Consider the following 15924-nt stretch of genomic DNA (forward strand, 5'->3'; position numbering starts at 1 on the left):
CACATCGCGCATTTTCATCGGGCCTCACGGTGGAATGCGACCCAATTACCTCGGCCCGCGTCGGGCCGCGATTACACGAATACGCGAATACGACCGTCAGCGCCAGGCCTGCGTGAATTCGGCGATCACGCGCGACAGGTGGGCGCGCATCGCGTCGCGCGCTCCGTCCGCATTGCGCGCCATGATCGCCGCGAAGATTCGCTGGTGATCCTCCTGCGACGCCTCGCGCAATGCGGTCGAGTGAAAGTGCTCCTCGATCTTGTCCCACAGCGGATCGCTGCGCGCGCAGTCCCACATCGCCGTGACCATGTGCAGCAGCACCGTATTGCCGGTGGATTCCGCGATTCGCAGGTGAAACTGGCGATCGGCCGCGTCGTAGGCGGCCTTGTCGTTCATCTGCTCGCGCATCGTCGTCAGCGAGAAAAACAGGCGATCGAGATCGGCATCCTTGCGTTCGGTCGCCGCGAGCGCCGCGACTTCCGCCTCGATCAGCCCGCGCGCGCGCAGCGTCTCGATCGGCCCCGGCCCGCGCGGCACGTCGAACGTCACCGGCCGCGCGGCATCGGCCGCCGACACGTAGATGCCCGAGCCGATCCGCACCTCGACGATCCCCTGCACCTCGAGCGCGATGATCGCCTCGCGCACCTGCGTGCGGCTCACGCCGAACTGGTCGGCCAGGCTGCGCTCCGACGGCAGCCGTGCGCCGGCCTCGAACGCGCCGGCGGCCACCATCGCGTGAATCTGTCGCGCAAGGCCGATATAGGAGCGGTCCGCGGCATCGGTGTCGCGGCTGGCGGACAGGGTGGAAAGATCGGTCATCGAAAGGCTCGCAACGGGCTGGCCGGCACCGCTGCGGCACCGGATCGCCAAAATGGTACACCAATTTGGTTCGAAGCCGGTTCGCCCTGCCGGCCGGCCCTGCCAGCCGTTTCCTGGACTGTCACGCCGACCGTCGCCCACGCGGACAACTGGTAAACCACTATCCCGCACAACTGGTATACCAATCATAATTCGCACACCGACGCCGGGCCGGCACACCGCCGCCCGGTCGTCCGCCGCATGAACCGCCAGCCAGGAGCCGCTCCAGTGAAGATGTCTTTCCGTTGGTACGGCGAGTCCGATCCGGTCTCGCTGCAATACATCCGCCAGATCCCCGGCGTCACGCATATCGTGTCCGCGATCTATGACGAACCGGTGGGCGAGGTCTGGCCCGTGCACAAGATCGACGCGCTGAAGGCGACGATCGAACGCGCGGGCCTGCTGTTCGACGTCGTCGAATCGGTGCCCGTGCACGAGGACATCAAGCTCGGCAAGCCGACCCGCGACCGCCTGATCGACCACTACCGGCAGACCATTCGCCATCTCGGCGCGGCCGGCATCCGCGTCGTCTGCTACAACTTCATGCCCGTGTTCGACTGGACGCGCACCGAGCTGTCGAAGACGCTCGACGACGGATCGACCTGCCTAGCGTTCAGCACCGACGCGGTCGACCGGATCGATCCGAACGACGGCATCGCGCTGCCCGGCTGGGATTCGAGCTACCGGCCCGAACAGTTGCAGGCGCTGCTCGCCGACTACCGCGACGTCGACGAGAACGCGCTGTGGGCCAACCTCGAATACTTCCTGAAGGCAATCATCCCGGTGGCCGAGGAAGCCGGCGTGAAGATGGCGATCCATCCCGACGATCCGCCGCGCCCGATCTTCGGGCTGCCGCGCATCGTGAAGAACCGCGACGATCTCGCGCGGATCGTGCGCATCGTCGACTCGCCCGCGAACGGGCTGACGCTGTGCTCGGGCTCGCTCGGCGCAGGCCCCGAGAACGATGTCGAAGCGCTCGTGCGCGAATTCGGCGCGATGGGCCGGATTCATTTCGCGCACATCCGCAACGTGAAGGTCGACGCGAACGGCGATTTCGAGGAAACCGCGCACCTGTCGAGCTGCGGCTCGCTCGACATCGCCGCGATCGTGAAGGCGTATCACGACACCGGCTTCACCGGCTACGTGCGCCCCGACCACGGCCGCATGATCTGGGGCGAGACCGGCAAGCCCGGCTATGGCCTCTACGACCGCGCGCTCGGCGCGGTCTACCTGAACGGCCTGTGGGAAGCGCTGACGAAGTTCGACCGCGCGCCGCAAGCGTCGCGGTAATTCGCCCTTCGAGGCGGCCGGCGCCGCGGATCGCCGGTCGCCCGCCACGATATTCCGCGCGGAGACACCTGCATGCCACGCATCCGATGGGCCATGATCCTGATGTGCTTCCTGGCCAACGTCATCAACTTCATCGACCGCGCGAACCTCGCGATCGCGGCGCCCAGCATCCGTGCCGACCTCGGCCTCGACGCGGTCGGCATGGGGCTCGTGCTGAGCGCGTTCTTCTGGACCTATGCGTTCCTGCAATTGCCGGCCGGCTGGTTCATCGACAAGGTCGGCGTGCGCGTGAGCCTCGCGCTGGCCGTCGGCTGGTGGTCGGCGTTCACCGTCGCGACGGGCGCCGCGCGCGGCCTCGCGCAACTCGTCGGCGTGCGGTTGATGCTCGGCGTCGGCGAGGCGGCCGCGATCCCTTCGTTCGCGAAGGTCGCGTTCAACTGGTTTCCGCGCAGCGAGCGCGGCCTGGCCAGCAGCATCTTCGACAGCGGCTCGCGCGTCGGCTCCGCGCTGTCGCTGCCGCTCGTCGCGTGGCTGATCTCGATCGTCGGCTGGCGCGGGTCGTTCGTGATCACGGGCGGCATCGGCATCGTGTGGGCGCTGGCATGGTGGTTCGTCTATCGCGACCCGGAACGCTATCGCGCGATCGCGCCGGACGCCGTCGATGCGCTGCTCGCGCAACGCGGCGCACCGTCGGTTGCGGCCGCAACCGACGGCCCGAAGGTGTCGTGGCTCGACCTGTTCCGCTACCGCACCGTGTGGGGCATGATGATCGGCCTGTTCTGCCTGAACTTCGCGATCTACTTCTTCATCACGTGGTTCCCGAGCTACCTGTTGCAGTCGCGCGGCTTCTCGCTCGCATCGCTCGGCACGTGGGGCATGCTGCCCGCGCTGCTCGCGATTCCCGGCGGCTGGCTCGGCGGCTACGTGTCGGACAGCCTGTTCCGCCGCGGCTGGAGCGCCACCGCCGCGCGCAAGACCTGCCTCGTGGTCGGCATGCTGCTGTCGTCGTCGATCGCGCTGTCCGCGTTCGTCGAAAACGTCTGGGCCTGCCTCGGCCTGTTCGCGCTCGCGTATGCCAGCCTGTCGTTCGCCGGCGCCAACGTGTGGACGCTCGTCGGCGAAGTCGCGCCGACGCCGGCGCACGTCGCATCGCTAGGCGGCATCCAGAACTTCGCGGGCAATCTCGCGGGGATCTTCATCACGACCTTCACCGGCGTGATGCTGTCGATCACGAAAGGCTCGTTCGTCGTGCCGCTCGCAGTGGCCGGTGCGCTGTGCGTGGTCGGCGCACTGTCGTACCTGTTCGTCGTCGGCAAGGTCGAGCCGTTGCCGCCGCTGCGACGCGGCGGCAGCGAGAGGAATGTGGAGCCGAACGCGGCCTGACCCAGCGGGACGGCGCGGCCGACACACCCGCGCTTTCCCTTTCGGGCCGCGCATCGGACCATGGGCCGCGCCCGCCGTTTCGGGCGCGCTCGGCCTCGAACGCTGCGTGCGCGTGAACCTCGGCCATCCGTGGAGCCGCGACATCGAACGTGCGATCCGCGTGCTCGACGAACCGGTCGTGCAGCCGTCGGTCCGCAAGGCCAGCCGAATCGCGCGACGAGTATGCTGCGCTGGCTGCATCACGGCCATGCAGCCGATCGGCGCGCGGGTTACATTGCAACTCCCGCCGCCCTTTTCCCGATTGCCCATGAGCCCGCTGCCTTACCTCGATCACGACGCGCTGCTGACACTGGCGGCCGAAGCCGCGCACGTCACGCAGCCGTGCACGTGCACGAAAACCTCGCTCGCCGGCTGGACGACCCTGCCGCTGTCGCTGCCGGACACGCAATTGATCGAAGTGGCCACGCTCGCGCCGCCGGACGACGCGGAGCCGACCTACGCGGAACATCATCCGGCCGGCACGCGCTATGCGTCGGACGACGCGCCGATCGCGCCGCGCCATTTCCCGTACAACCGCTGCACCGTCAGCCGCTGCCGCGCGTGCGGCCGCCTGTTCCTGCGCTACCAGGAAGGCGGCGGCTACTTCGTCGACCAGCGCATCCGCGCGCTCGATCCGGCGCTCGTCGTCGACGCATGACCGCGTAACGTACGGGGTTTTCGGGCTCGGTGCCCATGCTCGGCGACGACACCGACCTCGCGGCCGCACGGCGGCTGCTCGACCGCTTTCCGGGCTTCCTGCAGCACGATGCGAGAACGCTCATGCCGCCGCAGGACGCGACAGCGCAGGCCGGAAAATGAAACGGGCGGCTCGCTGGCCGCCCGTACGATGAACCGGAAGCAAACCGGCCGACGCCCGCCGTCACGCTAGCGCCGCCGGCGTTCAGTGCGCCGCTGCCGGCTTGCCGAACGCGCCGAGGATCTTCTTCTCGAGCGCGATGTAATCGCGGCCGAAGTGGTGATCGCCCTGCGTCTTGATCACGTCGGCGCCCGTGTTCGCGAGCGCCGGACACATCGTATCCGTCTCTTCCGCGCCATAGAAGCACTGCACGAGTTGCGGCGGCACCTTCGCGATTTCCGGCGCGACCTTCAGCGCCTTGTCGCTCGCGGGCATGCCGAGCCAGCCCGTCACGCGGATCTGGAAATCGGCCGACGGCGCGAAGCCGAGCAGCGACATCACCGCGACCTTGTCGCGCAGGTCCGCCGGCAGCCGGTTGTACGCGAACGGCATCACGTCGGCGCCGAACGAGTAGCCGACCAGCGCCACGCGGCTCGCATGCCAGCGCGCCATGTAGGTGCGCATCACGCGGGCAAGATCGCGACTCACCTGTGCGGGCGGCTTCTCGCTCCAGAAATAACGCAGGCTGTCGATGCCGACCACCGACACGCCGTCGCGCTGCAGCGCCTCGGCGATCGTCTTGTCGAGATCGCGCCAGCCGCCGTCGCCCGAGATCACGATCGCGAGCCGGTCGCTGCCGCCCTTGGCCGGCAGTTCGACGAGCGGCAGATCCGACACGTCGAGCTCGTCGCTGCTGCTGGTGTCGCGCAAGTGCGACGTGACGAGCGACACGAGCTTGGCCGAGTCCCCCGCGGCAGCCGTTTCGACGAAGCCCGGCATCGCGCGGCGCACGATCGTCGGATCGGGCGGACACGGCTTGAAGCGCGGATCGAGCTTCGCGGCCGGCCCGACCGCGACGACGCCGGCGATCGTATTCTCCGGCGCCATCGACAGAATCTGCTTGGCGATCGCGCCGCCCTGGCCCACGCCCGCGACGATCGGCGTGAAATAGCGCGACGATTGCGCGAGACGTTCGAGCTGATGGCTGACCGCCTCGGCGTCGCCGTCGAGGTGATGGCAGGCTTCCTGCTTCGCGGCGAGATTCGCCGCGTAGCGCCCCGAATCGACGCCGACCGTCATCGCACCGGCTTTCGCGAGCGCGTCGGCCGCCTGCTGATCGGCGGCCTGCCAGCCTGCCCCACGCGAGAACAGCACGACGAACCCGCGCAGCGGCCCGCTCGGCCTGGTCACGGTCACGGGCCCGTAGCGGCCGCCGGACACGGTCTCGGCTTTCGCGGCGGCCGGCTGCGCGGCGCACGCGGCGCCGGCCAGCATCATTCCCGCGCAGGCGGCTGCCGCCCGCGCGATTACCTTCTTCAACATCATGAACGCCGACCTCCAGCCAGCAATGACAGATCCGCAAGCGTGACGAACACGCCGACCGAGCCCGAGGCCGCGAGATAACGCGGCTCCCAGTGCGGTTCGAACTTGCTCTTGAAAGCGCGCAAGCCGCGGAAGTTGTAGAAGCGGCCGCCGAAGCGCCAGACCATCAGGCCGAGCCGGTGGAACGGCGACGGCATCTTCGCCGCCCCCATCCCCGAGAACGGCGCGATGCCCAGGCTCAGCTTGCGGAACCCCGCTTCCTTCAGATGCAGCGCGAGCTGCGTAAACAGATACTCCATCGCGTACGGCGACGCGTCCGGCAGATGGCGCATCACGCCGACCGTCGCCTCGGTGTGGAGATCGGTCGTCATGAACGTGACGAACGCGATCGGCTTGTCGGCCTGCCGCACCAGCATCACCGACTGAGTCGCGAGATAGCCGTCGTGGAACGCCGCCACCGAGAAACTCTTCTCGCGCGCATCGCGACTGTCGAGCCAGCCGTCGGAGATGTCGCGCAGCGCCGGCAGCGCGGCCGGCACGTCGCCCGGCGCGATCACCTCGACCGTCAGCGCATCCTTGTCGCCACGGCGCAGCGCGTAGCGCAGGTGCGATCGGTTCGATCCTTTCAGATCGAACCGATCGAGCGCGATGTGCGCTTCCTCGCCCAGCTTCATCAGCGTGAGCCCCGCGTCGAGATACAGCGGCAACGCGTTGGCGCGCACCTGGTAGAACGCCGCGCGGCCGCTGTGCGCGTGCGCGAGCGCGATGAACTTGCTGATCAGCGCCGGCCATTCTTCACGCGGCCCGACCGGGTCGTGCAGCGCGGCCCACGTGCGGCCGTTCTTCGCGTACATCAGGAACGCGCGGCGCGACTCGGAGAACAGGAACGACTTGTCGCCCATCAGCGCGAGGCCCGCATCGCTGCACTCCTGCGCGCGGATGATCTGCTCCGCGTCGACCAGGTCCTGCTCCGCGGGCTTCACGAAACGTCCGGGCGCCGGGCGCAGCAATTGCCACAGCGCGAACAGCGCGACGAACACGCCGGATGCGAGCGTCGCGCGCAGCGCCCGCGGCGCGCGCGCATCGAACGAGAAATGCGACCACAACTCGCGCGTGTAAGGCACGTCGCGGAACGCGAAGAACAGCACCCACACGGCCAGCATCAGCACCATCGCCACCGACACGAACCAGCTGACGGTGAAGCGCTCGGCGAGCAGCGAAGAATGACGGTTGAACCGGCGACGGCTGACGAGCAGCAGCACGAGCAGCGTGCCGAGCACGCCGGCCTCGACGAACGCGAGGCCCTTGGCCAGCGACAGCGCGAGGCTCGCGAGCGTCAACGCGAAGGTCATCCACCAGGCGCCGTCGAGCCGGCGCAGCAGCCCGCGCGCGACGAACAGCAGCGCGACGCCGAGCACGCTGCAGATTACCTGCGAGCCTTCGAGCACCCACAGCGGCACGATGTGGCGCAGGATCGCGATCCGATGCCAGAACGCGGGCGTCGCGCTCGAGATCACCAGCATTCCGCCGACCGCGAACGTCACGAGGCTCAGGAACACCGGCGCCAGTTGCGACACGCGCACGGCCTGCCGCGTCACGAGCCGGCGCCGCAGCGCGCGGCCCTCGAAACCGGCGAGCAGGCCGGCCGATAGCACGAGCGGCACGCCGAAATAGACCGCGCGATACGCGATCAGCGCGGCGACCATCGCGTGCGCGGGCACTTCGCGACCGAGCGTGAAGACCATCGCCGCTTCGAACACGCCGATCCCGCCCGGCGTATGGCCGATCATCCCGAGCAGCAACGCGGCCGCGTAAACGGTGATGAAGGTCGGGAAGCCGACTGGTGCAGCCGGCAGCAACACCCACAGCGTCAGGCCCGCGGCAACGACGTCGAGCACCGCATAGACGACCTGCGCGACGAGATCGCGTCGCGCCGGCACGTCGAACGACAGCCATTTGAAGCGCGTGACGACCGGGCGCGCGGTGTTGCCGCACAGCACGACCAGCGCGGCGAGCACGACGAGCAGTGCAACACCCGTCCACGTGAGCACGCCGGGCGCGACGTGCAGCATCGCGGCGAGCGCCTCCGGCACGCAGACCATGCCGACCGCCGTCATCAGCACCATCGCGAGCGCCAGCGTGCCGCTCGTGAATACCGTCATCCGGCCGATCTGGGCAGGCGTGACGCCCGACACGCCGTACACGCGCGCGCGCACCGCGCCGCCCGTCAGCGCACCGAAGCCGGTCGCGTTGCCGAGCGCGGAACCGGCAATCGCGCCGATCCACAGCGCGACGCGCGGCACCCTGGCCGCGACATACCGCAAGCCGACCGCATCGCGGGCGACGAGCGCGAGATAGCTGAGGGCCGTCGCGGCCAGCGACGCGCCCCACTCGCGGACGGACATGTGACGCAACTGGCGGATCACCGACCGGTAGTCGACGGATTCCGACAGATGCTGGAAAACCACGATCAGCAGCAGGCCGATGCCGAGCGCGAGCAGCGGCGACAGCACGCGCTCGTTGCGGATCAGCGCCCGGGCACGGGCGATCACCGCCGCGGCGCGACCGGGCGAACCAGAGTGGCGGGAAGACATAACGTGTTCAGTGGTGGTGCATAGCGTGTCGCGGCGCGGGTTGGCCGGGCGGCGACGTATCTGTTGTTCTGCGTGGGCGGCCGGCCGAATACGGCCTCGTGGCGCCTGGATCAGAACTTACGAGTATACGGAATTAATATTACAGAATCTTTCACGTCGACTTTGTGCGGATTTGTGGTTTCTCGCACATCGTTTCTCGCACATCGAGACGCACCGGGAAACAGGGCGTCCTGCGAACGCAAGGTGCGCATCATACCGGGAACCGGGGCGATTTTTTCATCGGATGAATGACTTGCGATGCATTTGGGAGGAATCTGCCGCGCCGAGCCCGGCGGATGAGGATGAAAACGCGACGGCACGGCGCGTTTCGGGATGGGAACGGGTGGATTCGGTGCGCCCGTCCGGCGCACCCCCGGCGCGGAAACATGCCGCCGCGCGTCATTTCGCCCGCTCATGCTCCCCGAGCCCGATCGCCTTGTAGTCGTATGTCGGGTAGAACTCCGTGCGGTACGCGCCCCAGGCCGTATCCTCGAGTACACGATTGACCTCGCGCAGCCGCGACGCCGGCAGCCGCAGCACGACGATCTGCCCGATCCCCATCGTCACCGTCCAGCTCACCACCTCGACGCCCGGCGGCGGAAACGCCTTGTAGAACCCCTGCTTCGCGAGTTGCGCATTCAGTTCGGCGAGCGGGCGCGACTGGTCGTGCTTCAGGAACACGGTCAGCAGCACCGCGTTGTCGGGCGTCGCGGCGGCCGAACCTGCCGGCACCGTCGACGTCTGGCCGATGGCCGGTGCGCTGGAAACCGCGGCGGCCGCCAGCGCGGCGGCAATCACGAACGTTCGAATCGGAAAATGCGGAAAGACGGTCATCACGCGACTCCATGGCTTCGTGGGAGGAGCCGCCATCATGCGCCGCCGGATCCATTGCTGCAGCGAGCGGCCGAGGCGATTACGCCGCGCCCGCCCCTTCGCGCTCGCGGAGCACGTCGATGAACGCGCGCAGCTTGGCCGGCACGTGCTTGCGATTCACGTAATACAGCCACATCGGCGGCAGCGTGCGGCACGCGCCCGGCAGCACCTCGACGAGCGACCCGTCGCGCAGGTCCTGTTCGATCCGCTCGCGCACGAACGCGAACGCAATGCCGACACCGGCGCGCGCCGCGTCGATCACCGCATCGTCGTCGTTCGTCACGAACACGCCGTCCGGATCGAGATCGACGTCGCGTTGCCCGTCGCGCAGCAGCCATTTATGCAAACGGCCGCTTTCCGAGAAACGGAAACGAACGCACGCATGACGTTCGAGCTGCGCAATCGATGCAGGCGCACCGTACCGCGCCAGATAAGCGGGCGACGCGACCAGCGCACACGTCAACGCAGGCGCAATCCGCACGCCGATCATGCCCGGCTGCAGCCGGTCGGCGAGGCGAATCCCCGCATCGAAGCCGTCCTTTGCGATGTCGACGAGTTCGTTCTCGTAGCGAATTTCGAGCCGGACTTTCGGGTAGCGCTCGCGGAACGTGGCGAGCACGGGCGCGATCACGAGCAAGCGCGCGAGCGGCAGCGCGGTCACGCGCAACAGCCCGTTCGGCTCGCTGCGCGCATCCTTCAGTTCGTCGCGTGCCTGCACGACCTGACGGTACGCAGGCTCGGTCTGCCGCAGGTAGCGCTGGCCGGCTTCGGTGAGGCTGACGCCGCGCGTGCTGCGGTTGAACAGCTTCACGTTCAGCTCGCCCTCGAGCTGCCCGATCGCGAGGCTGACGGCAGCCGGCGTCAGGCCAAGCGCGGCGGCGGCGCGCGTGAAGTTGCCGGCCGTCGCGACGGTCATGAACACGTGCAGCCCGGCCATTGGATCGCGTCGGCTCATCGTCTGTCCATCATTAGAAAAACTTGAAACTACTTCGAGCGGAATACGAATTCTCCCATATACCGTCGCTGCCTACACTGGCGCTGTCGTCCCCATCGGAGCCGCGCATGAACCCGCTCACCGCCGCACTGCCCCTCGCCGCCGCCCGCCGCACGATCGACGCGGCGCTCGCCCATGCCGCGTCGCTGCAGGTGGCCGGCGTCGCGATCGCCGTCGTCGACGCCGGCGCCAACCTGCTCGCATTCGCGCGCACCGACGACTGCTTTCTCGGCGCGATCGACCTCGCGCAGCGCAAGGCGCTCACGGCGATCCGTTTTCGCGCGTCGACCGCGTCGCTCGGCGCGCTGTCCGGCGCGGACGGGCCGTTGCGCGGCATCGAGCACAGTCACGGCGGGCTCGTCACGTTCGGCGGCGGCGAGCCGCTCATCGACGGCGACTGGCGCTGCGTCGGCGCAGTCGGCGTGTCGGGCGGCAGCGTCGAACAAGACGAAGCGATCGCGCGAGCCTGCAGCGATCATTTCCTGGCAACACTCAACCGCAAGGAGTAAGCACATGGCACGGAAACACATCCTCATCACCGGCGCGGGGTCGGGCTTCGGCCTCGAAGTCGCGCTACGGCTCGCCGAGCGCGGCCACGACGTGACGGCCGGCGTCCGCGCCGCCGCCGAGATCGACGTCGTGACGAGCGCCGCAGCGCAACGCGGCGCCACGCTGCGTGTCGTCAAGCTCGACGTCACGTCCGCATACGACCGCGCCCGCGCGGCCGATCTCGACGTCGACGTGCTCGTCAACAACGCGGGCGTCGGCGAAGCCGGCGCGCTCGTCGATCTGCCGATCGAGATCGTGCGCGAACTGTTCGACGTAAACGTGTTCGGACCGCTCGAGCTCACGCAACAGATCGCGCGCGGGATGCTCGCGCGCCGGCACGGCAAGATCGTGTTCGTGTCGTCGATTGCCGGGTTGATCACCGGGCCGTTCACGGGTGCGTACTGTGCGTCGAAACATGCGGTCGAATCGATCGCCGAGGCGATGCATGCCGAACTGGCGCCGCACGGCATCCGCGTCGCGGTCGTGAACCCGGGCCCGTACCGCACGGGTTTCAACGACCGGATGATGGAAACGACACGGCGCTGGCACGATCCGGCCGTGCATACCGTGACGCCGGAAAAGCTGACCTTCCCGCTCGAACAGCACGACCCGGAGGAAATGATCGCGAAGATGGTCGACGTGATCGACAGCGACGGCGGCGCGTTCCGCAACCTGCTGCCGCGGTCGGCGGAGGAATTCGTCCGCGCCGAGCAAGCGCATGCGTGGAATCGCCAGCAGTAATGCAAACCGGCGGCGGCAGGCGGTTCACGCAGAGGCGCCACGCCAGCCACGCCACGCCACGCCACGCCACGCGCAGCGTTCGCCATCGACGGCCGTCTCGACGGTCCGGACGCCGGCGACCGGCCAGTCGCCGCGCGGAGCCCGCGTGCAGGCGCGGCGGCATCAAGCCGCCGCGCCTGCGTTCAATACACGTCCCGCATATAGCGCCGCGCCTTCGAAAGCCGCGCGACGTAGTCGTTCGCGGCTTCGTCGGACATGCCGCCGTGCTCGGCGACGACCGCCTTGAGCGCCGTATCGACGTCCTTGGCCATCCGCGCGGCGTCGCCGCACACGTAGAAGTGCGCGCCTTCCTCCAGCCAGGCGAACAGCTCGGCGCCGTGCTCGCGCATCCGGTCCTGCACGTAGATCTTGTCGGCCTGGTCGCGCGAGAACGCGAGATCGAGCCGCGTGAGGAATCCGCTGTCGTGCATCGCGCCCAGCTCGTCGCCGTAGTAGAAGTCGGTCTGCGCGTGCTGCTCGCCGAAGAACAGCCAATTGCGCCCGCGCGCGCCGCGCGCCCGCCGCTCGTGCAGGAAGCCGCGGAACGGCGCGACGCCGGTGCCCGGGCCGACCATCACGATCGGCACGTCGCCGTTCACCGGCGGCCGGAAATGCGCGGACTTCTGCACGAACACGGGCACGCGGCCGTCGTCCGCGCGATCGGCAAGGAACGTCGACGCGACGCCTTTGCGCGCGCGCCGGCCGTTGTGATAGCGCACGGCCGACACGGTCAGGTGAATCTCGCCTTCGTGCGCGCTCGGGCTCGACGCGATCGAATAGAGGCGCGGCTGCATGCGCTTGAGCATGCCGACCAGCTCCGCAGCCGACAGCTCGACCGGAAACTCGTGCAGTACGTCCGCAAGCTGTTGCCCCCACAACCACTGCTTGAGGTCGGCCTTGCGATCGTCGCCGAGCAGCGACTTCAGCGCGCCGTTCGCGCTGCGCGACGCGATGAAGGCCAGCGTGTCCGGATGCGGGCGCGTGATGTCGAAGTGGCGCGCGAGCGCATCGCCGAGCCGGATATCGCCGATGCCCGCCACCGACACGGGCGCATCGGCCTTCAGCGCGGTGACGGACAGCAATTCGTCGACCAGTTCCGGACAGTTGGTGGGCCATACGCCCAGCGCGTCGCCGGTTTCGTATTCGAGGTTCGCGCCCTGGGTCGACAGCGACACGTAGCGCGTGTCTTTCGCGGCGCCCGGCCGGTTCAGCCGCAGGTTCGCGACGAGCTTCGACGGCGCCGGATGCGCCTTCGTCGGCAGCAACCCCGACGGGCTCATCGCGCCGGACGGCACCGCGTGCAACGCGGCATCGGCCTCCTTGATCCGCGCGACGACGCGCTCGAGCCACCGGTCGGCGTCGTGCTGGAATTCGACGTCGCAATCGACGCGCGCGCAGAGGCGCACCGCGCCGAGTTCCGCGAGCCGCGCGTCGAGCCGGCGGCCATGGCCGCAGAACTGATCGTAGTTGCGGTCGCCGAATGCGAGCACCGCGAAATGCACGCCGTCGAGGCGCGCGGCGCTGCCGGCCTGCAGCGCGTCCCAGAACTCGCTGCCGTTGTCGGGCGCATCGCCGTCGCCGAACGTACTGGTCATCAGCAGCACGTATTGCGCACCGGCCAGCGACGTGACCGGGTAATCGGACATGCACGCGGTGCGGATCTCGAAGCCCGCGTTCATCAGCTTCGTCGCGTAATCCTCGGTCAACGATTCGATGTTGCCCGTCTGCGATGCCCACAGCAGCACGACCTTCGGGCGCGGGCGCACGATGCGCACGCCGCCGGACGCGGCGGCGTCGGGCGGCAGCGCGGGCGCCGCGGCGCTCTGCGCACCGGCAGGCAGCGAGCGGCTGAACAGGCCCGCGAGCATGCCGTCGAGCCAGAACCGCACGGGCGGCGTCAACGGCGCGCCGGCCGGCAGCACCGGCACGCCGCCTTCGCGCCGGCCGGCGCTCGCCTTCAGCCCGCTGACGAGGCCGGCCACGTACAGGCGCTCCGTATCGGTCAGCGGCGGCGGCGCGAGATCGGCGACGCCGAGCGCGGCCGCGAAAGTGTCGATGTCTGCCATGTCGGATTCCTGTGAAGCCGCGGCCTGCGCCATCGCCGGTGCGGGCCGCGCGTCGTCGGCGCATGTATCGGGTTGCGCGGTGTCGTCGGCGGCGGACGCGAACGCATCGACCTCGACGCGCCGCAGCGCGACCGCGCAGTATTTCAGTTCGGGTTGCTGCGATTCCGGGTCGATCGCGTCGTTCGTCACCGCGTTGATGCACAGGTCGTCGCCGTATACGTCGTTCCAGTGCATCGGCGCGAAGCAGTTGCCGCGCCGCACGCGCTCGGTCACGACGGCCGGCAGCACCGCGCGGCCGCGCGCCGAACGGATCTCGACGCTGTCCTTCGCGGCGATGCCGAGCGCGCCGGCATCGTCCGGGTGCAGTTCGACGAACGGGCGCGGGTTGAGCTTGTTCAGCATCGCGACCTTGCCCGTCTTCGTCATCGTGTGCCACTGATGCTGCAGCCGCCCGGTGTTCAGCACGATCGGGAACGTGTCGTCGGGCAGCTCGGCCGGATCGACGTGCGGCCGAGCGAAAAAGCGCGCCCTGCCCGACGGCGTCGGGAACGCGATGCGCGGGGCGTCGCTGCCGTCGGCCGCCGTGCGCAGCGGCTGGCTCACGCCGTCGTTCAGGTAGCGGATCGGATGCCGCTCGCGCGCGGCGCCCGGTGCGACGGGCCACTGCACGGGCCCGTCGCGCAGCGCCGCATGGCTCGCGCCGCGCAGGTCGTAGCCGGTCGCCGGATTCGAGAAACGGACGATCTCGTCGAACACGTCGGCCGCCGACGCATAGTCGAACGCGTCGCCGAAGCCCATCGCGCGTGCGACTTCCGCGACGATGCGCCAGTCGGGCAGCGCGTCGCCGGGCGGCGCGACCGCCGCGCGCATCAGCGTCATGTTGCGCTCGGAGTTGATCATCACGCCATCGCCTTCGGCCCACAGCGCGCCGGGCAGCAGGATGTCCGCGTAGCGGTTGGTCTCGGTGTCGAGGAACGCGTCCTGCGCGATCACGAGCTCCGCCGCCTGCAGCCCGGCGATCACGTTGCGCCGGTTCGGCACGGTCGCGACCGGGTTCGTGCAGACGATCCAGCATGCCTTGATGTCGCCGGCCGCCATGCGCGCGAACAGGTCGACCGTGCCCTTGCCCGTGTCCTTGCGCAGCGTGCCGGCCGGCACGCGCCACAGATTCTCGACGAAGCGGCGATCGTCGTCGGATGCCACCGAGCGCTGGCCGGGCAATCCCGGCCCCATGTAGCCCATCTCGCGCCCGCCCATCGCGTTCGGCTGGCCGGTCAGCGAGAACGGCCCGCTGCCCGGGCGGCAGATCTTGCCGGTCGCGAGATGCAGGTTGCAGATCGCGTTGGTGTTCCATACGCCGTGCGTGCTCTGGTTGAGCCCCATCGTCCAGCAGCTCGTCCATTCCTGCGCGTCGCCGATCCATTGCGCGGCCGTGCGAATGTCGGCTTCGGCCAGCCCCGTGATCTCGGCAACGCGCTCGGGCGTGTAGTCGGCGAGGAACGCGGGCATCGCGTCCCAGCCCTCGGTGTATGCAGCGATGAACGCGGCGTCGGTGCGGCCGTTCGCATGCAGCAGATGCAGGAGCCCGTTGGTCAGCGCGAGATCGGTGCCCGGCCGGATCTGCAGGAACAGGTCGGCCTTGTCGGCGGTCGCGGTGCGGCGCGGGTCGACCACGATCAGCTTCGCGCCGGCCTTCACGCGATCCATCATCCGCAGGAACAGGATCGGGTGACAGTCGGCCATGTTCGCGCCGATCACGAAGAACAGGTTCGCGCGGTCGAAATCCTGGTACGACCCGGGCGGGCCGTCCGCGCCGAGCGACTGCTTGTAGCCGGTGCTCGCGCTCGCCATGCACAGGCGCGAGTTCGACTCGATGTTGTTGGTGCCGACGAAGCCCTTCGCGAGCTTGTTCACGAGGTATTGCGCCTCGATCGACATCTGCCCCGACACGTAGAACGACAGCGCGTCGGGCCCGTGCGTGTCGAGCACCGCGCGCAGCCGCCGTGCAGTCTCGGCGATCGCGTCGCGCACCGGCAGCGGCACGAGGTCGTCCTCGCGCGCGCGCCGCACGAACGCGCGGTCGAGCCGCCCCGAGCGACGCAGCGCGACGTGCGCCGACGAACCCTTCGTGCACAGCCGCCCGAAGTTGGTGGGATGGTCGGCGTCGCCGGACACCTTGACGACTTCGCCCTCCTCGACGTGCAGCACCATCCCGCAGCCGACGCCGCAGTACGGGCACACGCTCTTGACGGGGGTGGCGGTCATGCGTGCTCCCGGGCG

12 protein-coding genes are annotated in these 15924 nt (G+C 69.0%); 6 read left to right on the forward strand and 6 right to left on the reverse strand.

Annotation, left to right across the window (positions count from 1 at the left end; genetic code table 11):
• Positions 1-96: 96 nt before the first annotated feature.
• Positions 97-819, reverse strand: a complete 723-nt coding sequence (locus tag WT24_RS05240) for a FadR/GntR family transcriptional regulator (RefSeq protein WP_060032047.1) — start codon at positions 817-819, stop codon at positions 97-99.
• Positions 820-1086: 267 nt separating this feature from the next.
• Here WT24_RS05240 and uxuA point away from each other — a divergent pair, with 267 nt between their 5' ends.
• From uxuA to WT24_RS32195, 4 genes are all read left to right on the forward strand, one after another.
• Positions 1087-2148 carry a mannonate dehydratase gene (gene uxuA, locus WT24_RS05245; protein ID WP_179949314.1) on the forward strand — a complete coding sequence of 354 codons (1062 nt, stop codon included), beginning with the start codon at positions 1087-1089 and terminating at the stop codon, positions 2146-2148.
• A gap of 72 nt (positions 2149-2220) precedes the next feature.
• A complete protein-coding gene (locus tag WT24_RS05250; protein WP_060031646.1) occupies positions 2221-3531 on the forward strand; it encodes an MFS transporter in 1311 nt (436 codons plus the stop codon).
• 307 nt (positions 3532-3838) lie between these two features.
• Positions 3839-4228 (forward strand): hypothetical protein, encoded by a 390-nt coding sequence (locus WT24_RS05255; RefSeq protein WP_034204738.1) that lies wholly within the window; start codon positions 3839-3841, stop codon positions 4226-4228.
• Between the two features lie 35 nt (positions 4229-4263).
• On the forward strand, positions 4264-4389 hold the full coding sequence (locus tag WT24_RS32195) for a hypothetical protein (RefSeq protein WP_373557138.1): 126 nt from the start codon (positions 4264-4266) through the stop codon (positions 4387-4389).
• 82 nt (positions 4390-4471) lie between these two features.
• Here WT24_RS32195 and WT24_RS05260 read toward each other — a convergent pair whose 3' ends face one another.
• The 4 genes from WT24_RS05260 to WT24_RS05275 all read right to left on the reverse strand — a co-directional run bounded on the left by WT24_RS05260 (position 4472) and on the right by WT24_RS05275 (position 10210).
• Positions 4472-5752: a virulence factor family protein gene (locus tag WT24_RS05260; RefSeq protein ID WP_060031651.1), complete on the reverse strand. Its 1281-nt coding sequence runs from the start codon at positions 5750-5752 to the stop codon at positions 4472-4474.
• Entirely contained in the window at positions 5749-8343 is a 2595-nt protein-coding gene (mprF, locus tag WT24_RS05265; protein WP_060031654.1) for a bifunctional lysylphosphatidylglycerol flippase/synthetase MprF, read from the reverse strand. Before mprF ends, WT24_RS05260 begins: the two co-directional genes overlap by 4 nt.
• A gap of 438 nt (positions 8344-8781) precedes the next feature.
• The gene (locus WT24_RS05270) at positions 8782-9216 is read right to left on the reverse strand and encodes a hypothetical protein (protein WP_059505521.1); all 435 of its coding nucleotides are present in this window, start codon (positions 9214-9216) and stop codon (positions 8782-8784) included.
• Positions 9217-9295: 79 nt separating this feature from the next.
• A complete protein-coding gene (locus tag WT24_RS05275) occupies positions 9296-10210 on the reverse strand; it encodes a LysR family transcriptional regulator (protein WP_059505416.1) in 915 nt (304 codons plus the stop codon).
• Positions 10211-10317: 107 nt separating this feature from the next.
• On the opposite strand from WT24_RS05275, the gene WT24_RS05280 reads away from it, so the two are divergent.
• Together WT24_RS05280 and WT24_RS05285 are read left to right on the forward strand one after the other, a co-directional pair.
• Positions 10318-10758, forward strand: coding sequence for a heme-binding protein (locus tag WT24_RS05280; protein ID WP_059505418.1), 441 nt, complete (start codon positions 10318-10320; stop codon positions 10756-10758).
• Between the two features lie 4 nt (positions 10759-10762).
• Positions 10763-11539 carry an SDR family oxidoreductase gene (locus tag WT24_RS05285; protein ID WP_060031658.1) on the forward strand — a complete coding sequence of 259 codons (777 nt, stop codon included), beginning with the start codon at positions 10763-10765 and terminating at the stop codon, positions 11537-11539.
• A gap of 182 nt (positions 11540-11721) precedes the next feature.
• Here the strand turns inward: WT24_RS05285 and WT24_RS05290 are convergent, their stop codons facing one another.
• Positions 11722-15909 (reverse strand): bifunctional nitrate reductase/sulfite reductase flavoprotein subunit alpha, encoded by a 4188-nt coding sequence (locus WT24_RS05290; RefSeq protein ID WP_060031661.1) that lies wholly within the window; start codon positions 15907-15909, stop codon positions 11722-11724.
• Between the last annotated feature and the right edge of the window lie 15 nt (positions 15910-15924).

This window comes from Burkholderia sp. MSMB1078WGS, assembly GCF_001528895.1.
Taxonomy (GTDB): Bacteria; Pseudomonadota; Gammaproteobacteria; order Burkholderiales; family Burkholderiaceae; genus Burkholderia.